We start from the raw sequence: 24,654 nt of genomic DNA, 5'->3' as shown, positions 1-24,654 counted from the left end.
CACGCACGACAGCTGGGTTCGGGGAACCTCCTCAAGCGGGGCGCGCGGAGGTTCCCTATCGTTTCCCGGTTTTTTTGCCCAGCGTCACGCGCGCGGCCATCGCCGCGTCAGCGTTGATCGCGCTCGGCATGCACGACGGGCCGCCATCCAGGCCGAGCCCGGCAACCAGATTATCCACGGCCAGCTGTACCATCGCCGTGCGCGTGGCCAGGGAGGCGCTGCCGATATGCGGAGTGAGCACGACGTTGCGCAGTGCCAGCAGTTCCGGGCGCACCTTCGGCTCGCCTTCGTACACATCCAGACCCGCTGCCGCAAGGCGACCGTTGGCCAGCGCATCGGCCAGCGCGATCTCATCAACCAGGCCACCACGGGCGATGTTCACCAGCGTCGCCGACGGCCTCATCTTCGCCAGCGCGGCGGCATCGATCAGGTGGTGCGAGGCCGCGGTATACGGCAGCACCAGCAGCAGGTGATCGGACTGCGCCAGCAGCGTGTCCAGGTCTACGTAACGGGCCCCCACCTCCGCCTCGGTCGCGGCGGGCAGCCGCGAGCGGTTGTGATACAGCACCTTCATGCCGAAACCATGCGCGCCGCGGCGGGCGATGCCCTGGCCGATGCGGCCCATGCCGAGGATGCCCAGCGTGCTGCCGTGGATGTCGGCACCGAGCATGGTCTGGAACGACCACTGCTGCCACTGGCCTTCGCGCAGCCAGCGCTCGGATTCACTGATTCGGCGCGCGGTGGCCATCAGCAGCGCGAAGCCGAGATCGGCGGTGGTTTCGGTCAGGACGTCCGGCGTGTTGCTGGCCAGGATGCCGGCCGCGCTGAGCGCGTCGACATCCAGGTTGTTGTAGCCGACGCCGACATTGGCGATCACCTGCAGCTGCGTGGCATCGGCCACCTGCGCCGCGCCGATGCGCTCGTTGAGGGTGATGATCGCGCCGTCGGCGCTGGCCAGCTGTTCGGCGATCTGGTCGGGCGACCAGGCGGTGACGGTGTCGGTGCTGCGCAGCTGCACGCGATCGCGCAGCGGCGCGATGGCCGCGTCGATCAGCGGCTGGCTCACCCACACGGTCGGCCGCGTGTCAGCCATCGATCTGCCCGGGAATGCGCGGGGTGATCGTGCCGACATCGCCGCACTGCGCGCGATGGCGCAGTGCCTGGTCCATCAGCACCATCGCCACCATCGCCTCGGCGATCGGAGTGGCACGGACGCCGACGCAGGGATCATGGCGCCCGGTGGTGACCACCTCGACCACGTTGCCGGCCGTGTCCAGCGACGGACCCGGCAGACGCAGGCTGGAGGTCGGCTTCAACGCGATTGACGCGACCACGGGCTGGCCGGTGGAAATGCCACCGAGGATGCCACCCGCATGGTTGCTGGCGAAGCCCTGCGGGGTCAGCAGGTCGCGATGTTCGGTGCCCTTCTGCGCAGCGCTGGCGAAACCGTCACCGATCTCCACGCCCTTCACCGCATTGATGCTCATCAGCGCGGCGGCCAGGTCACCGTCGAGCTTGCCGTAGATCGGCTCGCCCCAGCCCGGCGGCACGTTGTCGGCCACCACGTCCACGCGCGCACCGACCGAATCACCGGACTTGCGCAGCGCATCCATGTACGCCTCCAGCTCGGGCACCTGTGCGGCGTGCGGCCAGAAGAACGGGTTGTCTTCCACCGCCGACCAGTCGAAACCGGCCGGAGTGATGTCGCCCAGCTGCGACAGGTAGCCACGCACGGTGACGCCGAAGCGCTCGGCCAACCACTTCTTGGCGACCACGCCGGCGGCCACGCGCATGGTGGTTTCGCGCGCCGAGGAACGGCCGCCACCACGCGGGTCGCGGATGCCGTACTTGTGCCAGTAGCTGTAGTCGGCATGACCCGGCCGGAACTGCTGGCCGATGTTGGCGTAGTCCTTGCTGCGCTGGTCGGTGTTGCGGATCAGCAGGGCGATCGGCGTGCCGGTGGTCAGGCCCTCGTACACGCCGGACAGGATCTCGACCTCATCGGCCTCGCGGCGCGCCGAGGTGTGCCGGCTCTTGCCGGTGGCGCGGCGCTGCAGGTCGTGGGCGAATTCGGCCGCGTCCAGTGCCAGCCCCGGGGGGCAGCCATCGATCACGCAGCCGATGGCCGGCCCGTGCGACTCGCCGAACGTGGTGACGGTGAACAGCTTGCCGAACGAATTGGAGCTCACGGGCGCTGCGCCGCCAGTTCGGTGATGCGTGCGCTGTGGGCGATCAGCTCGCGGCATTCGACCGCGAAGATGCCCATCTGGCCGACCTTGAACTCGATCCAGGCGAAGTCGACTTCCGGCAGCAGCTTGATCAGGTGCTGCTCGGATTCGCCCACTTCGCAGATCAGCAGACCGTCTTCGCTCAGGTGCAGCGGGGCGTCGCGCAGGATCTTCAGCACCAGGTCCAGGCCGTCGTCGCCGGCACGCAGGCCCATCTCGGGCTCGTAGGAGTATTCCTGCGGCAGGGCATCGGTCTCGTCGTTGGTGACGTACGGCGGGTTGGTGACGATCAGATCGTAGTGGCGGCCGGTCAGGCCGTTGAACAGGTCCGACTTGAGCAGCGTGACGTTGTGCGCCTGCAGGCGCTCCTTGTTTTCCTCGGCCAGCGACAGCGCGTCGTCACTCAGGTCGACACCGTCCACTTCCCAGTTCGGGTAGTAGTGGCCCATGGCGATGGCGATGCAGCCCGAACCGGTGCACAGGTCCAGCGCACGGCTGACATCGCGGCCGGCCAGCCACGGCTCGAAGCCGCATTCGATCAGTTCGGCGATCGGCGAGCGCGGCACCAGGGCGCGCTTGTCGCTCTTGAAGCTCAGGCCGGCGAACCAGGCCTCACCGGTCAGGTAGGCGGCCGGGATGCGTTCATCGATGCGACGCTGGAACAGCTCCAGCACGCGCAGCTTCTCCGCCAGCAGCAGGCGCGCCTGGCCATAGGCCGGGCCGAGATCGTGCGGCAGGTGCAGGCTGTGCAGCACCAGCTGGGTGGCCTCATCCAGCGCGTTGTCGTAGCTGTGCCCGAAGGTCAGTCCGGCTTCGTTGAAACGGCTGGTGCCGTAGCGGATCAGATCGATGATCGTGTGGAGTTCGGCGGCCGTTTCAGCGGTCATGGCGGTACTGCGGGCAAAGTGGCCCCCGATTATAGGGGCTGGCGCCCGTGGCGGCATCCGTTGCGGCGGAAACGATCGGGCCGCAGCCGGTATGATGGAGCCCATTTCGCGCGGGAGCCCCCATGTTCAATCGCAACGCCGGCATCATCCTGCTGATCGCCCTGGCGGCGGGGCTCGGCCTGCTGGCCGCCCAGCAGGCATTCGCGCCCAAGCCCCCGGCCAACGCCCCGGCCACCGAAGCCATCACGTTGTACCCGCAGCCGCGTGCGCTGCCCGACTTCAACCTGGCGCAGTCCGACGGCACCCGCCTGATCCCCGGCGAGCTGAAGGGCCACTGGACCCTGGTGTTCCTGGGCTTCACCTTCTGCCCCGACGTCTGCCCGACCACCCTGGCCGAACTGGCCGGCGCGCAGAACCAGTGGGAAGCCCTGCCTGACACGCTGCGCCCGCGGGTACTGTTCATCTCGGTCGACCCCGAACGGGACAGCGCCACGCGGCTGGGCGAGTACGTGCACGGCTTCCACAAGGACACCCTGGCCGCCACCGCCGATGTGCCCTCGCTGGAACGCTTCGCCACCTCGCTGGGCTTCGTGTTCCAGAAGGTGCCGGGCAAGCACTTCGACGAGAATCCCGAGGATTACACCGTCGAGCACTCGGCCAGCCTGGCCGTGCTCGACCCGCAGGGCCGTCTTGCCGGCCTGGTACGCTCCCCGTTCAACGCGCCGGCCATTGCCCGCGACCTGCAGAAGCTGACCGAGAAAACCGCCCCATGAGCCTCACCACCGCCCTGACGTACGCCCTGCCCCATCGCCTGCTGTCCTCGATGGCGCGCTCGCTGGCGTACTCGGACGATCCGCGCGTGTCGCGCTGGCTGATCGACACGGTCACCCGCAAGTTCAACGTCAACCTGGACGAAGCGGCCAACCCGGACCCGCGCAGCTATGCGACCTTCAACCAGTTCTTCACCCGTGCGCTGAAGCCGGGCGCGCGCGTGGCCGATGCCGATCCGCGCAGCCTGGTGATGCCGGCCGACGGCCGCATCAGCCAGCTGGGGAAGATCGAGGCCGGCCGCATCTTCCAGGCCAAGGGGCAGTCGTTCACCGCCGCCGAGCTGCTGGGCAGCGACGAAGACGCCAAGCCGTACAACGACGGCCTGTACGCCACCGTGTACCTGTCCCCGCGCGACTACCACCGCGTGCACATGCCGTGGACCGGCACCCTGCGTGAAACCGTGCACGTGCCGGGCCGCCTGTTCAGCGTTGGTCCTGCGGCCGTCAACGGGGTGCCGCGCCTGTTCGCCCGCAACGAGCGCCTGGTCTGCCACTTCGACACCAGCTTCGGGCCGATGGTCAGCGTGATGGTCGGTGCGCTGCTGGTGTCCGGTGTGGAAACCGTATGGAGCGGCGAAGAAATTCCGCACTATGGCGACCGCATCACCCGCAAGGATTACCGCGGCCAGGGCATCAAGCTGGAGCGCTTCGCCGAGATGGCGCGCTTCAACTATGGTTCGACCGTGATCGTGCTGCTGCCGCCGGGCGTGGCCGAGTTCGCACCGCAGCTGGGCGCTGAAAGCCCGGTGCAGCTGGGCCAGGCGCTGGCGAAGCTGCGCTGAGGTACATGTAGAGCCGAGCCCATGCTCGGCTGCTGGCTGCAACCGGTCATGCATTTCTGTGGGCAAAGGAAGCCGAGCATGGGCTCGGCTCTACAGCCAGAAGCGCGTTACTGCAGGGCCGGGGCCGGGCCGACATCCATGCCGTCGTAATCTTCCACGCCCTTCTCCGCGGCCAGCGCCGCGAACTCCTGGTTGCGACGGTCCAGCGAGGCTTCGTCGTGGATTTCCACGCGCTCCACGTGCAGCACGTGGAACGGCGCATCGCCCTCTTCCGGCTCCTGCTCGAACAGTTCCACGAAGGTATAGCCCTGCGCCTGCAGGTGCCCTGCCAGTGCCTGCAACGGCTCAGCAGTGGAGTGCACGAAGAAGTACCCCCACAGCAACGGGCCGTTGATGTCCCAGTCGGTGTTTTCGCGGAGGTTGGCGAACAGGTTGCGGGTGTCTTCGAGGTCCATGCGGATTCCAGGGGTCGGGGGAATTACTTGTCGCAGCCCTGCAGCTTCAGCGTCTGGCCGTGGCGCAGGCTGTAGGACGGGGCTTTCAGGCCGTTGGCGCGGGCCAGGGTCGGCACGTCGCACTGGAACTTCGCCGCGATGGCACCCAGGGTTTCGCCCTTGCCCACCTTGTGGCTGCGCACCGGCTTCGGCCGGGCGGCCGGTGCCGGGCGCGGCGTCGCCACCGCAGCCACCGGTGCGGTCGGCACGTTGGTGGATGCGGCTGCGTCGGCCACCGGCACCACGCCCCCCACCGCCACGCTGCCGGTATAGCTGGCCGCGGTCGGGCGCTTGATCGCCGCATTCAGATCGGCGGTGATCAGGGTGCGGGCCAGGTCGGCACGCGGGCCACTGACACAGTTGCGCTGGTACAGGCCGGCGATGCGGGTGGTAGCGTTGATCAGCGTACCGGCCGGAATCCAGCCATCGGCTTCATAGCGCGGGTTGAGGTTGCGCAGCGCGCGCATGTAGCCATCGCGCGTACCGTGGCTGCCCAGGCAGATGGTCAGTTCGTAGATGGTGGTGGACTTGGCAAGGCGCAGCGTGGCCGGCTGGGCGCTGATCTTCGGGAACTCCACGCCGTACTGCTGCGGGTGCAGGAAGATCCAGGCCGCGGCGATCACCATCGGCACGTAGTCCTTGGTCTCGCCCGGGAACTGGTTGTAGACGCTGTCGGTCCAGAAGCTCTGGCCAGCACTCTGCTTGAACACGCGCGCGGCACGGCCTTCGCCACCGTTGTAGGCGGCCACCGACATTTCCACGTTGTTGTTCAGTTCGCGCAGGCGCTCGTTGAGGTAGCTGGCGCTGGCTTCAGCGGCGCTGCGCGCGTCGAAACGGGTATCGAAGCCGGTGCCGTCCGGGCCGAGGCCGAAGCGGCGGCCGGTAGCCGGCATGAACTGCATCAGGCCGGCGGCGCCGGCGCGCGAGGACGCATGCACGCGACCGTTGGATTCCTTGGCCATGATGCCGAACAGCAGTGCCTCGGGCAGGCCACGCTTCTCCCACTCCGGCCACATCACCGCGCGCAGGTTCTGGTAGTTCTCATGGCTGGTCAGCAGCGCCGGGCGCATGTCGGTCAGCCAGCGACGAATACCGGCCTGCACCGCCGGGTTGTATTCGACCATGCTGTCGAAGGCGTGCCGCTTGTCGTTGAGCAGCGCGGCGGCGCGGGCGGCTTCGGGCACGTCGGCGGTGAGCGGGCCGATGTGGTCGGGGTCGGCTTCCAGGCGGTCACCGCCCTCGTCGGCGACGTCATCGCTGGCGGCCGCATCGGCGTCGTGCTTGAGCAGACGCTTGTAGCTGGCCAGCAGGGTGCCCATCTGGCAGCCCTTCTGCTTCACGCAGTCGTTGAGGACATCTTCCATGTCCTCCAGCGCGGCATCGGCCTCGTTGCTGCCCTTGGGGTCGGCGTTGGCGACCAGCAGCAGAGCGTCGCTGTAGCGCTTCTCGGCGGCGGTCATGCGCTGCTGCAGCGCATCCACCTTCACCTTGTCCCGGGCCGAGACCCGCTGTGCATGGGCGTCGGGTGCCAGGGAAACCAGGCCGGCCAGGGCCAGCAGCGGCCAACCGCGGGAAATCAGGACAGGAACGGGCATTGATGGCACTGTGTGCGAAACAGGCAGGCAGAGTAGCGGCGCCGCCAAGGTCCGGGCAAGCCGACCTTCGGACCGTCACCGCCGGCGGTTAACATTGGGCTATTCACCACAAGGGCTGGACCATGGATCCGATTCTGCTCGGCAAAGGCATTACCGACGATATTGCCGTCACCCTGCTGCCGAAACTCGGCAACCGCCACGGCCTGGTGGCCGGCGCCACCGGTACCGGCAAGACCGTGACCCTGATGACGCTGGCCGAGGGCTTTTCGCGACTGGGCGTGCCGGTATTCCTGGCCGATGTGAAGGGCGATGTCTCCGGCCTGGCCGTGCCCGGCACCGGCGCCGAGAACCTGCTCAAGCGCGCCGCCGAGATCGGCGTGGCCGACTACGCGCCGGCCGCCAGCCCGACCCTTTTCTGGGACCTGTACGGCAAGCTGGGTCACCCGGTGCGCACCACGGTCAGCGAGATGGGCCCGACCCTGCTGGCGCGCATCCTCGAGTTGAACGACACCCAGTCCGGCGTGCTCGACATCGTGTTCAAGCTGGCCGACGACCGTGGCCTGCTGCTGCTGGACATGGACGACCTGCGCGCCCTGCTTGGCCTGGTGGCCGAGGAGCGCAAGGACATCTCCACCGAATACGGCCTGGTCAGCGCGCAGTCCATCGCTGCGATCCAGCGTTCGGTGCTGCGCCTGGCGCAGGATGGCGGCGAGAACTTCTTCGGTGAGCCGGCCCTGGAACTGGCCGACATCATGCGGGTCAATCACGACGGCCGCGGCGTGATCGGCATCCTCGCCGCCGACCAGCTGGTGCTCAAGCCCAAGCTGTATTCGACCTTCCTGCTGTGGCTGCTGTCGGAGTTGTTCGAGCAGCTGCCGGAAGTGGGCGACCTGGACAAGCCGAAGCTGGTCTTCATCTTCGACGAGGCCCACCTGCTGTTCGACGACGCACCGGCCTCGCTGGTGCAGCGTATCGAGCAGGTGGTGCGCCTGATCCGCTCCAAGGGCGTGGGCGTGTACTTCTGCTCGCAGTTCCCTGATGACGTGCCGGGTAACATCCTCGGCCAGCTGGGCAACCGCGTGCAGCATGCGCTGCGTGCATTCACCCCGCGCGACCAGAAGGCAGTGAAGACCGCGGCTGAAACCTTCGTGCCGAACCCGAAGCTGGACGTGGCCAAGGTACTGAGCCAGCTCGGCACCGGCGAAGCGCTGGTCTCCACGCTGCAGGACAAGGGCGTGCCGATGCCGGTGCAGCAGACGATGATTGCACCGCCGCGCTGCCGGATGGGGCCGATCACCGAGGCCGAGCGTGCCCAGGTGCGTGCCGGCAGCCCGGTCGGCAGCCGCTACGACACCGCGATCAACCGCGAATCGGCCGCCGAACTGCTGGCCCAGCGTGCGCAGAAGACCGTCGAACAGGCGCAGGCGCCGGCCGCGCGCAGCCGCGAGCAGGACGAAGCGCAGGAAGGCGGTTTCGGCCAGGCGATCAAGGATGCGATTTTCGGCACCAAGCGCCGCCAGGGCATGATCGAAACCATGGCCAAGCAGACCACGCGTACCGTTGGCACCAAGCTGGGCAACCAGATCGTGCGCGGCCTGCTGGGCGGCATCTTCGGCGGCAAGCGCTGACCTGCCGCTACTGGGATCGGAGCCCTTTCCGCTGGAAAGGGATCTGGCCTCGCGGTCGGATCCCTTCTGCAAGGAAGGGCTCCGACCCCGCTCCTCCGTTCGTCATCCAGAAAAGAAGTCGTATTGCATGTCCCGTTGGCGTCCCCCTGCAGAAAAGAGTACCGCCCTGATCACCGCCTCCGGCCACGCCCGGTTGAAGGCCGAACTGGATGACCTGTGGCGTGTGCGGCGCCCCGAGGTGGTGAAGGCACTGGCCGCAGCCGCCGCAGAAGGCGACCGTTCGGAAAACGCCGAGTACACCTATCGCAAGAAGCAGCTGGGCGAGATCGACCGCCGCGTGCGCTATCTGACCAAGCGGCTGGAATCGCTGCGCGTAGTCGACACCACGCCGACCGATCCGCAGGCGGTGTTCTTCGGCGCATGGGTGGAACTGGAGAACGTGGACAGCGGCGACACCAGCCGCTATCGCATTGTCGGTCCGGATGAGACCGACGCAGGCCTGGGCTGGATCAGCATCGATTCGCCGCTGGCGCGTGCGCTGCTGAAGAAGCGGCTGGATGATGAATTTTCGGTGGAGCTGCCCGGCGGCCAGTTCACCTTTGCGGTGACCTGGGTGGAATACGAGCCGTTGTAGAGTCGACTGTCAGTCGACTACCGCGCGAAGCGCGGCACAAACCTCCGCAGCCGGACGGCAAACGCACCGCGACCCTCGTCGCGGTTGATGACTCGCCGAAGCCATCTGTCAGGCGTTCACAGCCTCGGAACGAAGAGCAGTCGACTGACAGTCGACTCTACATAGCGCCATGCAACGGCGGCGGGTACTGGCGGCCGGCACGCAGCGGGCGGAAGTACTCGGCATCGGCATAGAAGGCGGCGTCCTGTCCGTCGTGCCAGCCCGGGATTCCGGCCAACGGCAGCGGACGCAACTGCAAGGGATCGGTCACTGCTCTGCCCTCGGCAATGGCCGCGGCGACTGCATCAACGCAGGCACCATCGACTTCGCCGTGCACTACCACACATTTGCCCACCAGCAGACGCCCCGGCAGCAGCGCCTGCTCCATCAGGGCATGGCCGAATACCGCAGCGATGGCGATGTCGCCGCTCAGCCAGTATCTCGATTCGAACAGTGCACGCCAGTCGTGCGCATCCCAGGCGGCCAGCAGCGTGTGATGGCGCACGCGCACGATCACGCCGGTTTCGTCGAACTGGGTCAGCGCCGCCTGCGCGCGATTGCGCTGGCCCGGCGGCATGGATGCGATATGCCTGCACTGCTGCACGTTGAGCGCCTGCTTGAGCTGCGGGTAACGGGCCCACACCAGTGCGTTGAACAGGTCATGCCAGTTGTCGGCGCGGGTGGCGATGCGCCCCTGTGCGATGCGGACTTCGTAGTGCAGGCCGTCCGTCAGCAGCGTGGCATCCTGCTCGACCAGATGCTTGCCGGGCAGCGCCAGGCGTGTCTCGAGCGCTGCAATGGATGGCCACTCCGGGCTGGCCAGCAGGTCACGAACGTCGCGCAATCCGGCAAACACCGGGTGCGCGAACACCTGCGGATCGACCGCCGCACGCGGCGGCGGCACGAAGCGGCGGGCGCCGCTGCCGTCACCGGCGGCGGTCGTCGCTGCGGTCACAGCATCTTGAGATCGAATGCCGGGCGGGCGGCGGCGGCAAGCGCATCCCCGTACAGGTCGTGCTCGTCGCTCTCGGTGATTTCCACATCCACGAATTCGCCCACGCGCAGTGGCACCTGGTCGGCATTCTGGATGTGCACCAGGCCGTCGATCTCCGGGGCATCGGCCTTGGAGCGGGCCACGGCGATATCGCCTTCGATGGCGTCGACCAGGCACTGCTGCACGGTGCCGATCTTGGCCTCGAGGCGCGCGGCTGAGATCTGCGCCTGCTTCTCCATGAAGCGGGCCAGACGTTCCTGTTTCACCTCTTCCGGCACCGCATCGGGCAGATCGTTGGCGGTGGCACCTTCAACCGGTGAATAGGCGAACGCGCCCACGCGGTCCAGCTGCGCTTCGTCAAGGAACGACAGCAGCTCTTCGAACTCGGATTCGGTCTCGCCCGGGAAGCCGACGATGAAGGTCGAACGCACGGTGATGTCCGGCGCGATGCGGCGCCAGTTCTGCACGCGCTCCAGGGTCTTCTCGACCGCGCCCGGACGCTTCATCAGGCGCAGGATGCGCGGGCTGGCGTGCTGGAACGGGATGTCCAGGTACGGCAGGATGCGGTTCTCGGCCATCAGCGGCACCACTTCGTCCACGTGCGGGTACGGGTAGACGTAGTGCATGCGCACCCACGCATCCAGCTCGGACAGGCCTTCGCACAGCGCCTTCAGGCGGGTCTGGTAGGCCTTGTTGCGCCACATCTTTTCGGCGTACTTCACGTCCACGCCGTAGGCCGAGGTGTCCTGCGAAACCACCAGCAGCTCGCGCACGCCACCGCGTACCAGGCGTTCGGCTTCGCGCAGCACCTCATCCACCGGGCGCGAGACCAGCTTGCCTCGCATCGACGGAATGATGCAGAAGCTGCACTTGTGGTTGCAGCCTTCGGAAATCTTCAGGTAAGCGTAATGGCGCGGAGTCAGCTTGATACCGTAGTCGGGCACCAGGTCCACGAACGGATCGTGCTTGGGCGGCAATGCTTCATGCACCGCTTCCATCACGCTCTGGTAGTCCTGCGGGCCGGACACTGCCAGCACGTTGGGGTACGCCTCGCGGATCTGCTCAGGGCGCTTGCCCAGGCAGCCGGTGACGATGACCTTGCCGTTCTGGTTCATCGCCTCGCCGATCGCGTCCAGCGACTCGGTCACCGCCGAATCGATGAAGCCACAGGTGTTGACCACCACCACATCGGCCGAATCGTAGGACGGGACGATGTCGTAGCCTTCCGAGCGGAGCTGGGTAAGGATGCGTTCGGAATCGACAAGGGCCTTCGGGCAGCCAAGGCTGACAAAGCCGACTTTGGGGTTCAGCTGGGACATGGAATCGCGGGACTCTGGGGGCCTGGGCCCCTGCCGGCGTGGCAGGGGTTCCTGGGGGCCGGGGCCTGAAAGGGCGCCAGTATACCGGGCTTGGCGGCCTCGCTCTGAATGGCCAGCCGCCCGATCACGCACAGCCGCTGACACCGCGCTAACCCGCGCAGCACCGACAATGCGGGTCTGTTCCCGCAATGAGGTAGAAGCAATGGCCGAGTGGATCACCCTGGATACGCACCACGGCGCGGTACGGGCCTGGCAGGCCTTCCCTGAAGGCACCCCGCGCGGCGGGCTGGTGGTGGTGCAGGAAATTTTCGGCGCCAACCCGCACATCCGCGGTGTAGCCGAGCGCTTCGCGGCCGAAGGCTACGCGGTGCTGGCGCCGTCCTTCTTCGACCTGGTTGATGGCGCAGAAGCCGATCCGGATGCCCTGCCCTACGACGCCGACGGCGTGAGGCAGGGCCTGGAACGGGTGAGCGCGCTGGGCATGGAGAAGGCGCTGGAAGTGGTCCGCGCGGCGGCCACCCGGCTGGCCCCCTACGGAAAGGTCGGCACCGTCGGCTACTGCTGGGGCGGTACGGTAGCAATGCTGTCCGCGCTGCGCCTGGGCCTGCCCTCGGTCAGCTACTACGGTGCGCGCAACGTCCAGTTCCTGGATGAGACGCCCAAGGCCCCGGTGATTTTCCACTTTGGCGCCCAGGACCGCAGCATCCCGCCGGAGGCCGTGCAGGCCCACCGGGAGAAGCTGCCGCAGATGGCCACCTACGTCTATCCGGCCGATCACGCCTTCAACCGGGAGGTCGGACATGCGTATGATCCAGACAGCGCCGCCCTGGCGCTGCAACGCACCCTGGACTTCTTCTCGGAGCATCTTGGATGAGCGATTTCGAACTCGATTCACGCCTGGCCACCGATAGCGTGCTGGTGGCGGAAGGACCGTTGTCGCAAGTGCGGCTGATGAACGACGAACGATTCCCCTGGCTGGTACTCGTGCCGCGTCTGGCCGGGGTAACCGAGTGGATCGAGCTGGACGGTGAGCAGCAGGACAAGCTGCGCACCGAGCTCAACCGCGCCTGCAAGGCCCTGAAGGGCTCCGACGGAGTGGAGAAGATCAACATTGGCGCGCTGGGCAACATCGTGCGCCAGCTGCACTTCCACGTGATCGGCCGCCACGATGGCGACCCGGCTTGGCCCGGCCCGGTCTGGGGCAGCGGGCCGGCGCACCGCTACGAGCCGGCCGCGCTGGACCAGCATGTCGCCTACTGGAAGGAACGGCTAGGATATCCGGCCCACTCCTGAGCGTTCGCCGACCCGATGCGATTCAACCTCGTTGCCGCCATCCTGCTGATCCTGATCGGTCTGTTCATGCTCGCCAGCAACCTCGGCTGGACGCACCTGAACCTGTCCAAGCTGCTGCTGACCTGGTGGCCGGTGGCGCTGGTGGGTGTCGGTATCGCGATGCTGTTCGGTCGCGGGAAATGAAGAAGGCGGCGCATTGCGCCGCCTTCTTCATGTAGAGCCGGGCCATGCTCGGCTGCCTTGACGTGAGGCCGAGCATCGCCCGGCCCCACAGGCTGCCGACAGCCTTCAGGTCCGCGGCAGGGTCACGCCGGTCTGGCCCTGGTACTTGCCACCACGATCACGATACGACGTCTCGCAGACGTCATCGGCCGCCGCCTGGAAGAACAACATCTGTGCGACGCCTTCGTTGGCATAGATGCGCGCCGGCAGCGGCGTGGTGTTGCTGAACTCAAGGGTCACGTGGCCCTCCCACTCCGGCTCCAGCGGGGTCACGTTGACGATGATGCCGCAGCGCGCGTAGGTGCTCTTGCCCAGGCACACCACCAGGGTGTCGCGCGGAATGCGGAAGTATTCAACGGTACGTGCCAGCGCGAAGCTGTTCGGCGGAATGATGCACTCGTCGGCGGTGATGTCGACGAAGCTGCCCGAGTCGAAGCGCTTGGGATCGACGATGGTCGAGTTGATGTTGGTGAACACCTTGAACTCGCGCGAGCAGCGCACGTCATAGCCATAGCTGGACGTGCCATAGCTGACGATGCGCTCGCCGTTGGCCTGCTTGACCTGCCCTGCCTCGAACGGCTCGATCATGCCGTGCTGCTCGGACATGCGGCGGATCCAACGGTCACTCTTGATGCTCATGCTCTGTCCTGTTGATCGAGGGGGAAACGGGCTGCGCCCGAGGCGGCGATTCTACAGGCGGGCCAACTCTGCCGGCCATGACGCGGATTGGCGCGCCGTTTCCATTGTCATACGCCGTCGCAGGGAAAAGACGCACGCGCAGGATGAATAACAAATGAGACCAAGTCGACCGAGTTAAATCAGTTAACACATATTTATGTCAAATCCAATCAGCATGTTTGCAGTGACACATGTCGACATAAAAATATTTTTCCTTGAAATTCAAATACATGAATCCACCCATCGGCCTCCCCACGGACATGAGCGCCGGATGAACGTTGCATGAGGAAAGATTGATCGTTACGGTTTCATTCATCCTGAACAATTCGTTCAGGTCCCTTGAGCCCAACCGATTTCCCTCTGCAACCGCAAAGGAACACGATGAATCTGAACTTCAATGGACGCAGTCTGAAGCGCACCGCTCTGGCCATGGTCCTGGGAGCCATCGCCGGCACCAGCTATGCGCAGAGCACTTCCGGCGACATCGTCGGTACCGCTACGTCGGCTGACAAAGTGCAGGTCAAGAGCCTGTCTTCCGGCGCCACCCGCGAGGCGAACGTCAGCGCGGATGGCCGTTTCCGCATCTCCCAATTGCCGACCGGCACGTATGAGGTCACCACGGTCAGTGGTGGAAATCCGGTTGCGACCACCCGCGTCACCGTGGTCGCCGGACAACAGTCGTTCGCGACATTCGCCTCGGCGAACAGCAGCGGTGCAACATCGCTGGATACCGTCAACGTGCGCGCCCTGGGCGCGGCCAACACGATCGACCTGGGCAGCGTTGAATCGCGTACCACCTTCACCGCCGACAAGCTCAATTCATTGCCGGTCGCCCGCGATATCACCAGCGTCTCGCTGCTGACCCCGGGCACCGTCGCATCGAGCGGCTATTTCGGCCCAGCCTCGTTCGGTGGCGCGTCGGCTGCGGAAAACAGCTACTACGTCAACGGATTCAACGTCACCAATCTGTATGACAGCCTGTCCTTCTCGGAGATCCCGTACCAGGCCATCGATCAGCTGGACGTGCAGACCGGCGGCTATGGTGCTCAGTACGGTTTCTCCACCGGTGGCGTGACCAGCGTCAACGTCAAGCGCGGCACCAACGAATGGAAGGGTGGTTTCAGCTGGACCGGCACCCCGGACTCGCTGCGTGAAAAGGCTCCGGACACCTACTACAGCGATGGCTCGCTGTTCCGTTCGTACGACAAGAACAGCAGCAGCTCCAACGTGTACAGCGTCTGGGCTGGCGGTCCGTTGATCGAGGACAAGCTGTTCGTGTTCGCGATGGGCCAGTTCAGCAACTCCAAGACCGGCAACTTCGGCAACCGCGGCTCCCAGTACACCACCAATGGCCGTCCGCCGTCGGCTGCGGCATTGTCGACCAGCGCCTATGACTATGAGTCGAAGACGCCTTACTGGCTGTTGAAGGTCGACTGGTACCTCAACGAGAACAACCACCTGGAGTACACCGGCTTCGACAACAGCCGTCGTTACTCGTATGACTACTACACTGCGGCCTATGACAGCCCCAACGCTGGCGGCGAACCGGCCAAGACCGGCGACCTGGGCCAGTTGATCGGCAAGAGCGGCGGCCAGACCGACGTCTTCAAGTGGACCAGCTATCTCACCGAGAACCTGACCGCATCCCTGCAGTACGGGCAGATGCGCAATCGTTCATCGGAACACACCATCAGCGCCGATGGCGTCTTTGATGCCTACAACGGTGACATCAACAGCCCGCAGGGTGCGTGCCCCTATGTGCTGGACTACCGCTCGGCCACCGGCGGCACCGGCCGCCAGATCGGCTGTGCGGTTGCCAGCACCGTCGGTATCTTCGGCGGCCGCAACGAACGCAAGGGCACTCGCCTCGACTTCGACTGGCAGCTGGGCGACCACAAGGTCGGCTTTGGTTACAGCGATGAAAAATGGACGTCCGTGCAGGGCACCTCGTACTCGGGCGGAGCACTTTGGTACCTGTTCGACGACTACGCCAATCTCGTGAACTTCCGCAACGGTGGTTCGATCGAGATCAAGCAGAAATCGTGGTATCTGCAGGACAACTGGCAGATCACCGACAACTTCATGCTGTACGGCGGTATTCGTAACGATTCGTTCAACAACAAGAACTCCGACGGTGCAACGTTCGTCAAGCAGGACGACATCTGGCAGCCGCGTTTTGGCTTCTCGTGGGACCTGTTGGGTGATGGTCGCAGCAAGCTGTTCGCTTCGGTGGGCCGGTACTCGCTGCCGATCGCGGCAAACGTGGCACTGCGCGCAGCCAGCGCCTCCTACTACCTGGACCAGTACTACACCTACGACGGCATCGGCGCCAATGGCGCTCCGAACGTCACCGGCAGTTTCGAGGATGGTGCGAACGACTCCGTGGTCAATGGCGAAAGCGGCGTCACTCCGGATCCGCGCGCCGTCGCGTCCAAGGGCCTGAAGCCTTACACCCAGGACGAACTGATCATCGGTTACCAGCAGCAGGTCAGCTCGTCGATCGATTTCTTCAACGACTGGACCGTTGGCATCAAGGCGACCTATCGCCGCGCCAACAAGGTGATCGACGACACCTGCGACTCGCGCTCGCTGTACAACGCCGCAGCTGCCGCAGGCTATGACCTGTCCAACTGGTCCGACCCGTGGACCGTGCCGGAAGGCCTGCCCGGCTGCTGGATCTACAACCCGGGAAGCGACCTGAAGGTCACCCTTGATGTGGATGGCAACGGCACTGCGGAAGAGATCACTGTTCCGGGCGCCAGCCTCGGCCCGAAGGCCAAGCGTACGTACAAGGCCGTCACCCTCAGCGCCGACAAGCAGACCGAACGTTGGTATGCCAGCTTCTCTTACACCTGGTCCAAGCTGGAAGGCAACTATGAAGGCCTGGTCAAGAGCACCAACGGCCAGGATGACACCGGCACCACGTCGGACTTCGACTTCGCCGAGATCATGTATGGCTCGGACGGCTACCTGTTCAACGACCATCGCCACAGCATCAAGCTGTTTGGTGGTTACAAGTTCACCGACGAGTGGTCGGTCGGCGTGAACATCCTGGCGCAGTCCGGCGCACCGAAGAGCTGCCTCGGCGGCGGCTATGGCAGCTTCGACACCGAGTACGGCTACTCCGGCGTATTCCACAGCTGCGAGCTCAATGGCCGGGTTCCGGCAGACGACATCGCCAAGGTCGGCAGCGCCGGCCGCACGCCATGGCAGTTCACCGTCAGCCCGAACATCACCTATACGCCGAACTGGTTGGAAGGCCTGAGCCTGCAGGTGTCGGTGCTCAACGCCTTCAACAACATCAAGCCGGTGCAGGTGTACGAAACCAAGTACGGTCGCCCCAGCTCCGCTCCGACCATTCGCAACTACTACAACTACAACACGCCGAAGTACTTCAACGATCCGCGTGCCGTCCGCTTCCAGGTCCAGTACGACTGGTAAGCAGCTTCCTCTCCAGGAACGCTCCAACTTGCCGCCGGCCTTGCGCCGGCGGCTTTTTCTTTGCAGCTGTGATCAGAGCAGCGACGACAGGATCGGAATCGAAGCGCGCGGGCGCTTGCCCACTTCTTCGATCAGGCGCTGCGCGGCATGGCGGTAGGCCTGGGCCGGGACCGAATCGGGCTGCGCCACGGTGATCGGCGTACCAGCGTCGCCCTGCTCGCGGATGCCGATCTGCAGCGGCAGCGAACCCAGCAGCGGCACACCGTACTGCGCGGCCATGCGCTCGCCGCCGCCCTCGCCGAACAGGTGCTCGACGTGACCACAGTTGCTGCAGGTGTGCACCGCCATGTTCTCGACGATGCCCAGCACCGGCACCTCGACCTTCTCGAACATCTTCAGCGCCTTCTTCGCATCCAGCGTGGCGATGTCCTGCGGCGTGGTGACGATCACCGCACCGGCCAGCGGGATCTTCTGGGTCAGGGTCAGCTGGATGTCACCGGTACCCGGCGGCAGGTCGATCAGCAGGAAGTCCAGGTCGTCCCACAGGGTGTCGTTGAACAGCTGGGTCATCGCCGACGTGGCCATCGGCCCACGCCAGATCATCGGCGTGTCTTCCTCGATCAGGTAGCCGATCGACATCGTATCCACACCGAACGCACGCAGCGGCTCAATGCTCTTGTTGTCGGGGCTTTCCGGGCGGCCTGACAGGCCAAGCATGGCCGGCACGCTTGGGCCGTAGATGTCCGCATCAAGAACGCCCACGCGTGCACCGAGCTGCTGCAGCGCCACTGCCAGGTTCACCGACGTGGTGGATTTGCCGACACCGCCCTTGCCCGAGCCGACCGCAATGACATTGCGGATGCGGGCATGTGGCGTCAGTCCCTTCTGGACCTGGCTGGCATGGGGGCGACGGGGAGAACTGTTCACAACGGGCACCAGCGGTATCGGGGGGAATAACCCAACATCATACAAGCTGGACGTAGCCTGACTGAAATTCAGGATTGCTACAGATTCGTGCACAGGTTGTTAAGTTCATGTTACGTTCGCTAAGCACTGGTTTTGGGCTGCGTCGCTGTTTCACGGCACGCACGATGGCGCATGCGCAGTGCCGTATTCGTATTTGCTCTTTGAACGGAACTACATGAAAGACCTTCGCAATTCCGCACGTCGCAACACCCTCGCTGTCGCCTTGATCTCCGCCCTGGTCGCCGCCTCGCCGGCAATGGCCCAGGACAAGGCCACCAACCTGGACAAGATCACCGTCACCGGCTCGCTGATCCCGCAGACCCAGGTTGAGACCCAGACCCCGGTCATGACCATCAGCGCTGAAGCCATCCAGTCGCGCGGCTTCAACAGCGTCGCCGAAGTGCTGCAGCAGTCCTCGCTGACCACCGGCGGCATCCAGGGCGGCCAGACCTCCGCCTCGTTCACCCAGGGCGCTGAAGCCGCTGGCATGTTCGGCCTGAACCCGGGGTACACCAAGTACCTGATCAACGGCCGCCCGATGATGTCCTACCCGGCGCTGTACAACGGCGGCGACGCGTTCAACAACATCAGCGGCATTCCGATCGACATCGTCGAGCGCATCGAAGTCCTGCCGGGTGGCCAGTCCTCCCTGTACGGTTCGGACGCGATCGCCGGCGTGGTCAACATCATCCTGAAGGACCACATGGAAGGCGGCAGCCTGTCCGTGCGTGGCGGCACCACCACTGAAGGCGGCGGCAGCAGCTTCCGCATCAGCGGCGCCCACGGCTTCTCGGCGCTGGACAACCGCTTCAATGCACTGGTCAACGTGCAGATCGAAAGCAGCAACCCGATCTGGGGCTACCAGCGCGACCTGACCAAGCAGAACAACACCCACGGCTACACCGCACAGCTGCCGTCGAACGACTTCGCCGTCATCGACGCCAAGACCAATGCGCTGTACATGATGGACCCGGGCAACTGCGCCAACGTCGCCGGCCAGTTCGATGGCACCACCGTGCTGGCCAACCGCCCGACCGGCCAGTCCTGCGGTTCGGTCTTCGGCGCCGGCTACAAGACCCTGAAGAACGGCAAGGACAGCGGCCAGTTCTACTCGTCGATGACCTTCGACGTGAACGACAACTTCCAGCTGTTCGCCGACGTGCTGTACAGCAAGGAAAAGACCGAATACACCTCGGGCTCGAACTACCTGTGGTGGGGCACGAAGAGCACCATGGGCGGCTTCTACGACCAGGCGTCGGGCAAGCTGGTCAACCTGCAGCGCGCGTTCGCTCCGGAAGACATCGGCGGCGAAGGCTACAAGGGCATCCTGAACAACGACAAGAGCCGTGCTTACCAGGTCACCCTGGGCGGCAAGGGCGCGGTCGGCAACTGGGACTACAGCCTGAGCTTCACCCGCGGCGAATACCGCCTGGATGAAAGCAAATTCCAGCGCTTCGGCAATGCCATCAACAGCTACTTCGCCGACAAGGTGCTGGGCCCGCAGCTGGGCACCAAGGATGGCTTCGGCATCTACAACACCAACTGGGGCGCGTTCTACTCGCCGATCTCGCCGGAAGATTTCGCTGGCTTCACCGGCTACACCACCAACCATGCCCGCACCTGGCAGAACCTGGCACGTGCGCAGGTCACCAATGGCTCGCTGTTCTCGCTTCCGGGCGGTGATGCCGGCCTGGCCGTGGTCGTCGAAGGCGGCAGCGAAGGCTGGGACTACAGCCCGGACCAGCGCCTGCTGGACGGCGATGTGTGGGGCTCGTCGGCTGTTGCCGGCAACGGCCATCGCAGCAACTACGCGGTGACCAGCGAGCTGCGCATGCCGCTGCTGGAGTCGCTGACGGTGACCGCTTCCGGTCGCTATGACGCCTTCAAGATCGCCGACAACACCGTCGACAAGGCCACCTACAGCGTGGGCGTTGAGTTCCGTCCGATCGAAAGCCTGCTGTTCCGCGGCAAGTACGGCACCGCCTTCCGCGCGCCGACCCTGCCCGACGCCTTCCAGGGCCGCAGCGGCTACTACGCTGCCAACTCGACCGACTACTACCGTTGCGGCGAGCTGGGCTACACCCCGGGTAACACCGACGCCTGCCGCTACGCCGACAGCGTCTCGGTCTACTCCGAGCGTGCCGGCAACCCGGACCTGGAGCCGATCACCGCCGACGTCTGGAACGCGGGCATCGTCTGGGCGCCGATGGCGAACCTGTCGATCTCGGCCGACTACTACAACTGGAAGATCGAGAACGAAGTCGATACGGCCAGCACCGACCAGCTGCTGCTGGCTGAGTACTACTGCCGCAACGGCCTTCCGAACGGCTCCTCGGCCACCTGCCAGAACGTGACTGACTGGGTCACCCGTGACTCGGCCGGCAACCTGAGCTCGCTGTACACCCCGAAGATGAACGTGGCCCGCCAGAACCTGCAGGCCGTGACCGTCGGCTTCAAGTACCTGCAGGACATCGGCCGCTTCGGTTCGCTGCAGTTCTCGGGCAATTACACCAACATGCTGAAGCGTGAAGTGCAGGCGCAGCCGGGTGAGGACTTCCAGGACCTGCTGGGCAACCCGAAGTCGATGTGGAACTACGACAGCTACGCCAAGGTCCGTTCGGACGCGTCGGTGGCCTGGTCGCTGGACAAGTGGACCACCACGCTGTACGCGAACTACATCGGCCACACCCCGAACTACCTGGCAGGCCTGAACGGCTACGAGTACACCCACGCCGCGTCGGGCTACAAGGCAGGCAAGTGGGCTTCGTACACCACGTACAACCTGAGCGTGAACTACCGCGCGCAGGATGACCTGACCCTGTCGCTGATGGTCAACAACGTGTTCAACAAGATGCCCGAGCAGCAGGCCCACAGCTACCAGGGCACCTCCGGCACGCCGTTCAACAACTACCTGTACAACGTCTACGGCCGCACCGTGTACGTGCAGGCCAAGTACGACTTCGGCAAGTAATCCCGTCGTTTTCCGGACTTAGTGTCTGGACCAGGCCCCGCTTCGGCGGGGCCTTTTTTTTGGGCAATGAACAACCCGGAAAATAATCGAATAAATGTCTCGATTATTAATACGATCATTTGATCGACATTCATTCCGCCACACTCGGCAAAACCAGACAGTATCTGCAAGTTGTTGTTTGAAAAGAGAAGAGGGCGGAATTGTGACGAAGCTCGTCAAGCTTGGTTACAAATCGGTGCATTTCAAATTAAGCGCATGTTAGGTTTCAGCGACCGCGCGCGGCATGACCTGTTGGCGCGGCCGAACAGAAACCGAGCCCCTGGAAGGGAAACGCGTTCTTACGATCACACGGAGTAATCGCATGTCTCGCAGTCGCTTCTTGTTCTCACGCCACCCGCTCACCAGTGCCGTGCTCAGCGGCTTGTTCCTTGCCAGCGCCAGCACTGTCGCGCTCGCTCAGGAAAGCAAGAGCGCGGCCACCAACCTTGACCGCGTCACGGTCACCGGGTCGCTGATTCCGCAGACGCAGATCGAAAACCAGACGCCGGTGCTGACCATCAGTGCTGAGGCGATCCAGGCGCGCGGCTTCTCCAGCGTTGCCGAAGTGCTGCAGCAGTCCTCGCTGACCACCGGCGGCCTGCAGGGCGGCCAGACCTCCGCGTCGTTCACCCAGGGCGCCGAAGCGGCCGGCATGTTCGGCCTGAATCCGGGCTACACCAAGTACCTGATCAACGGCCGCCCGATGCTGTCCTACCCGGCGCTGTACAACGGCAGCGACGCGTTCAACAACATCAGTGGCATTCCGATCGACATCGTCGACCGCATCGAAGTCCTGCCTGGCGGTCAGTCGTCGCTCTACGGTTCGGACGCGATCGCCGGCGTGGTCAACATCATCCTCAAGGAACGCATGGACGGCGGCACCCTGAACGTGCGTGGCGGCGCGTACTCGGATGGCGGCGGCGCCAGCTTCCGCGTGAGCGCGGCCAACGGCTTCAACAGCCGCGACGACCGCTTCCGCGCACTGGTCAACGTGCAGTACGAAAAAACCAACCCGATCTGGGGCTACCAGCGCGACATCACCACGCAGAACAATCCCCGGGGCTACACCCGCCAGCTCCCCTCGAACGACTTCCTGGTCTTCGATGCGGAAACCGACGACTTCCTGATGATGGACCCGAACAACTGCGCCGGCGTTGCCGGCCAGTTCGACGGCACCACCATCCTCGGTACACGCCGCGCTGGACAATCTTGCGGCTCCGCGTTCGGCGCGGGTTACAAGACGATCAAGAACAGCAAGGAAAGCAGCCAGTTCTATTCGTCGCTGACCTACGATGTGAATGACAACCTGCAGCTGTTCGGCGATGTCCTCTACAGCTACGAAACCGTCAAGTACAACACCGGTGCCGGCTACAACTACTGGGGCACGGATATCAGCATGGGTCCGTTCTTCGATCAGTCCAGCGGTCGCTATCTGGGCCTGCAGCGCGTGTTCGCCCCCGAAGACATCGGCGGCGGTGGCTACCGCGACATCATGAATACCGACCGCAGCAAGTCCTATCAGGTCACGTTCGGCGCACGCGGTTCGATCGGCAGCAACTGGGATTACGAGGCCAGCATCACCCGCGGCGAGTACAAGCTCAATGAGCGCGGTTATGCGCGCTGGAACGATCCGATCAACAACTGGTTCGCCGACAACGTGCTGGGTCCGGTGCTGGGCGAGACCGATGATGGCTACAACATCTACAACCCGAACTGGGGCGCCTTCTATTCCAGACTGCCAGACGGGGCGTTCCAGAGCTTCACCGGTTTCACCACCAGCCGCAGCCGCACCTGGCAGACCCAGACCCGGGCCCAGCTCACCAACAGTTCGCTGTTCAAGCTGCCCGGTGGTGATGCCGGCTTTGCGGCAGTCGTCGAGGGCGGCAGTGAAGGCTGGGACTACACCCCGGATGTTCGCCTGACCGATGGCACCGTGTTCGGAACCACCTCCGTGGCCGGCAATGGCCACCGCAGCAACTATGCGGTGACCGGCGAACTGCGCCTGCCACTGCACGACATGCTGACGGTAACGGCCTCGGGTCGGTACGACAACTTCAAGATCGCCGGCAATACCGTTGACAAGCCCACCTACAGTATCGGCGTCGAGTTCCGGCCCTTCGAAAGCCTGCTGGTCCGCGGCAAGTACGGTACCGCGTTCCGCGCACCGTCCCTGCCCGATGCCTTCCAGGGCAAGAGCGGTTATTACGCCAATGGCTCCAAGGACTACTACCGCTGCGGCCAGCTCGGTTTCGATCCGTCCAACACGGTGGACTGCCGCTATGGCAGCGTGTCGGTGTTCGGCACGCAGTCGGGCAATCCGTCACTGAAGCCGATCACTGCCGATGTGTGGAACGCCGGCCTGGTGTGGGCGCCGATCAACAATCTGTCGGTGTCGCTGGACTACTACAACTGGAAGATCAAGAACGAGGTCAACACCCTCAGTTCCGACCAGTTGCTGCTGGCGGAGTACTACTGCCGCAACGGCCTGACCAACACCGCAGGCGCCACCTGTGACGAGGTGGCCAACTGGGTCACCCGTGACGCCACCGGCGCCCTGGAGGAGATCTACACGCCGAAGCTGAACGTGGCGCGCCAGAACCTCGAGGCGCTCACCGCGAGCTTCAAGTACGTGCAGGACATCGGCCGCTTCGGCTCCCTGCAGTTCGCCAGCAACTACACCAACATGCTCAAGCGCGAACTGCAGCCGCAGCTCAATGATCCGTTCCTGGACCTGCTGGGCAACCCGTACGCGATGTGGGTGTATGACTCCTACGCCAAGGTCCGCGCCGATGGCTCGATCGGCTGGGCGTTGGACAAGTTCACCACCACCCTGTACTTCAACTACATCGGCCGCACGCCGAACTACATGTCCTACCTGGGTCGCGGCTACGACTTTGTCGACCCGACGTCCGGCTACAAGGCCGGCAAGTGGGGCTCGTACACCACCTACAACCTGAGCGTGAGCTATCGCGCGATGGACAACCTGACGTTCTCGCTGATGGTCAACAACCTGTTCAACAAGGTGCCGGACAACCAGCAGCACTCCTATGCCGGCAACATCGACGTGCCGTACAACAACTCCCTGTACAACGCCTACGGACGGGCGATCTATGTGCAGGCGCAGTACGACTTCGGCAGGAAGTAAGCCCCTCCCTGCTGGACGCCCCGCCCAGGCGGGGGCGTTCCTGCAGAACACCAGGACCCCGCTTCGGCGGGGTCTTTTTTGCCCGCTTCCGGCCAAAACGCTGAATGGATTTTCAATCTTTACTTTCTTGCAACAACCCCCTGAAAAGTCGCGGAATGAAACCTTGCCGACCTGGCTCGACACCCAAGGCCGTTGGATCTGAAAGGAATGGGCAATCACGTTGATCCGCAGTCAGGCGGCACTGCCGGCAACATGAGGCACGCTCTGAGCCCAGCGGAAGTTGGCCACATTGGTGCGCAGCACAACTACGTTCAAAAGCCGTTCGAACGGCCTACCGATCTCCCGTCCGAGCATTGATCGCCTGATGAATCCAATGCCCCGCGGACGGGTTGCTTCGCCGCCTCGTGCAATCTTGAGGTGATGCTGCAAGGCGACCTGGCCGGGCCGGCTGCAGGCGGTGGGATGTCCC

General features: G+C 64.6%; 19 protein-coding genes. 10 read left to right on the top strand and 9 right to left on the bottom strand.

What is annotated here, in order from left to right; genetic code table 11:
* Positions 1–55: 55 nt before the first annotated feature.
* From HLA98_RS17145 to prmB, 3 genes are read right to left on the bottom strand one after another with little or no spacing between them, the layout of a single operon-like run.
* Positions 56–1,093 (bottom strand): 2-hydroxyacid dehydrogenase, encoded by a 1,038-nt coding sequence (locus tag HLA98_RS17145; protein WP_057501236.1) that lies wholly within the window; start codon positions 1,091–1,093, stop codon positions 56–58.
* A complete protein-coding gene (gene aroC, locus HLA98_RS17140; RefSeq protein ID WP_057501235.1) occupies positions 1,086–2,189 on the bottom strand; it encodes a chorismate synthase in 1,104 nt (367 codons plus the stop codon). Before aroC ends, HLA98_RS17145 begins: the two co-directional genes overlap by 8 nt.
* Positions 2,186–3,115 (bottom strand): 50S ribosomal protein L3 N(5)-glutamine methyltransferase, encoded by a 930-nt coding sequence (prmB, locus tag HLA98_RS17135; RefSeq protein ID WP_057501234.1) that lies wholly within the window; start codon positions 3,113–3,115, stop codon positions 2,186–2,188. The genes aroC and prmB overlap by 4 nt, the downstream gene beginning before the upstream one ends.
* Positions 3,116–3,237: 122 nt before the next feature.
* On the opposite strand from prmB, the gene HLA98_RS17130 reads away from it, so the two are divergent.
* A complete protein-coding gene (locus HLA98_RS17130; RefSeq protein WP_057501233.1) occupies positions 3,238–3,888 on the top strand; it encodes an SCO family protein in 651 nt (216 codons plus the stop codon).
* On the top strand, positions 3,885–4,727 hold the full coding sequence (asd, locus tag HLA98_RS17125; RefSeq protein WP_049447702.1) for an archaetidylserine decarboxylase: 843 nt from the start codon (positions 3,885–3,887) through the stop codon (positions 4,725–4,727). Before HLA98_RS17130 ends, asd begins: the two co-directional genes overlap by 4 nt.
* A 107-nt stretch (positions 4,728–4,834) precedes the next feature.
* Here the strand turns inward: asd and HLA98_RS17120 are convergent, their stop codons facing one another.
* A complete protein-coding gene (locus HLA98_RS17120) occupies positions 4,835–5,182 on the bottom strand; it encodes a ribonuclease E inhibitor RraB (protein WP_057501232.1) in 348 nt (115 codons plus the stop codon).
* 23 nt (positions 5,183–5,205) lie between these two features.
* Entirely contained in the window at positions 5,206–6,816 is a 1,611-nt protein-coding gene (locus tag HLA98_RS17115) for a transglycosylase SLT domain-containing protein (RefSeq protein WP_057501231.1), read from the bottom strand.
* A gap of 122 nt (positions 6,817–6,938) precedes the next feature.
* On the opposite strand from HLA98_RS17115, the gene HLA98_RS17110 reads away from it, so the two are divergent.
* Both HLA98_RS17110 and greB read left to right on the top strand, forming a co-directional pair.
* Positions 6,939–8,444 carry a helicase HerA-like domain-containing protein gene (locus tag HLA98_RS17110; RefSeq protein ID WP_049447705.1) on the top strand — a complete coding sequence of 502 codons (1,506 nt, stop codon included), beginning with the start codon at positions 6,939–6,941 and terminating at the stop codon, positions 8,442–8,444.
* Positions 8,445–8,571: 127 nt separating this feature from the next.
* The gene (gene greB, locus HLA98_RS17105) at positions 8,572–9,078 is read left to right on the top strand and encodes a transcription elongation factor GreB (protein ID WP_057501230.1); all 507 of its coding nucleotides are present in this window, start codon (positions 8,572–8,574) and stop codon (positions 9,076–9,078) included.
* Positions 9,079–9,235: 157 nt separating this feature from the next.
* On the opposite strand, the gene HLA98_RS17100 is transcribed toward greB, so the two are convergent.
* Positions 9,236–10,072, bottom strand: a complete 837-nt coding sequence (locus HLA98_RS17100) for a DUF3025 domain-containing protein (RefSeq protein ID WP_057501229.1) — start codon at positions 10,070–10,072, stop codon at positions 9,236–9,238.
* On the bottom strand, positions 10,069–11,430 hold the full coding sequence (rimO, locus tag HLA98_RS17095) for a 30S ribosomal protein S12 methylthiotransferase RimO (RefSeq protein ID WP_057501228.1): 1,362 nt from the start codon (positions 11,428–11,430) through the stop codon (positions 10,069–10,071). Before rimO ends, HLA98_RS17100 begins: the two co-directional genes overlap by 4 nt.
* Positions 11,431–11,632: 202 nt before the next feature.
* On the opposite strand from rimO, the gene HLA98_RS17090 reads away from it, so the two are divergent.
* From HLA98_RS17090 to HLA98_RS17080, 3 genes are read left to right on the top strand one after another with little or no spacing between them, the layout of a single operon-like run.
* Positions 11,633–12,304 carry a dienelactone hydrolase family protein gene (locus tag HLA98_RS17090; protein WP_057501227.1) on the top strand — a complete coding sequence of 224 codons (672 nt, stop codon included), beginning with the start codon at positions 11,633–11,635 and terminating at the stop codon, positions 12,302–12,304.
* Positions 12,301–12,723, top strand: a complete 423-nt coding sequence (locus tag HLA98_RS17085; protein WP_049447711.1) for an HIT domain-containing protein — start codon at positions 12,301–12,303, stop codon at positions 12,721–12,723. The genes HLA98_RS17090 and HLA98_RS17085 overlap by 4 nt, the downstream gene beginning before the upstream one ends.
* 15 nt (positions 12,724–12,738) lie before the next feature.
* Positions 12,739–12,906 (top strand): LiaI-LiaF-like domain-containing protein, encoded by a 168-nt coding sequence (locus HLA98_RS17080; RefSeq protein ID WP_005410498.1) that lies wholly within the window; start codon positions 12,739–12,741, stop codon positions 12,904–12,906.
* A 105-nt stretch (positions 12,907–13,011) separates the two neighbouring features.
* Here HLA98_RS17080 and dcd read toward each other — a convergent pair whose 3' ends face one another.
* Positions 13,012–13,584 carry a dCTP deaminase gene (gene dcd / locus HLA98_RS17075; protein ID WP_049447712.1) on the bottom strand — a complete coding sequence of 191 codons (573 nt, stop codon included), beginning with the start codon at positions 13,582–13,584 and terminating at the stop codon, positions 13,012–13,014.
* A 420-nt stretch (positions 13,585–14,004) separates the two neighbouring features.
* Here dcd and HLA98_RS17070 point away from each other — a divergent pair, with 420 nt between their 5' ends.
* A complete protein-coding gene (locus tag HLA98_RS17070; RefSeq protein WP_049447713.1) occupies positions 14,005–17,064 on the top strand; it encodes a TonB-dependent receptor in 3,060 nt (1,019 codons plus the stop codon).
* Positions 17,065–17,136: 72 nt separating this feature from the next.
* Here HLA98_RS17070 and apbC read toward each other — a convergent pair whose 3' ends face one another.
* Complete coding sequence (gene apbC, locus HLA98_RS17065) at positions 17,137–17,991, bottom strand: iron-sulfur cluster carrier protein ApbC (protein WP_049447715.1); 855 nt, start codon at positions 17,989–17,991, stop codon at positions 17,137–17,139.
* A gap of 214 nt (positions 17,992–18,205) precedes the next feature.
* Between apbC and HLA98_RS17060 the strand changes: the two genes are divergently transcribed.
* Both HLA98_RS17060 and HLA98_RS17055 read left to right on the top strand, forming a co-directional pair.
* Complete coding sequence (locus HLA98_RS17060) at positions 18,206–21,001, top strand: TonB-dependent receptor domain-containing protein (RefSeq protein ID WP_057501226.1); 2,796 nt, start codon at positions 18,206–18,208, stop codon at positions 20,999–21,001.
* A gap of 361 nt (positions 21,002–21,362) precedes the next feature.
* Entirely contained in the window at positions 21,363–24,185 is a 2,823-nt protein-coding gene (locus HLA98_RS17055) for a TonB-dependent receptor domain-containing protein (protein WP_057501225.1), read from the top strand.
* Positions 24,186–24,654: the final 469 nt, after the last annotated feature.

Origin of the sequence: Stenotrophomonas africana (assembly GCF_013004645.1) — a bacterium.
In the GTDB taxonomy this organism is placed as follows: domain Bacteria; phylum Pseudomonadota; class Gammaproteobacteria; order Xanthomonadales; family Xanthomonadaceae; genus Stenotrophomonas; species Stenotrophomonas africana.
The sequence above is the reverse complement of the archived record's forward strand: the minus strand, read 5'-3'. Positions and strand labels throughout refer to the sequence as shown.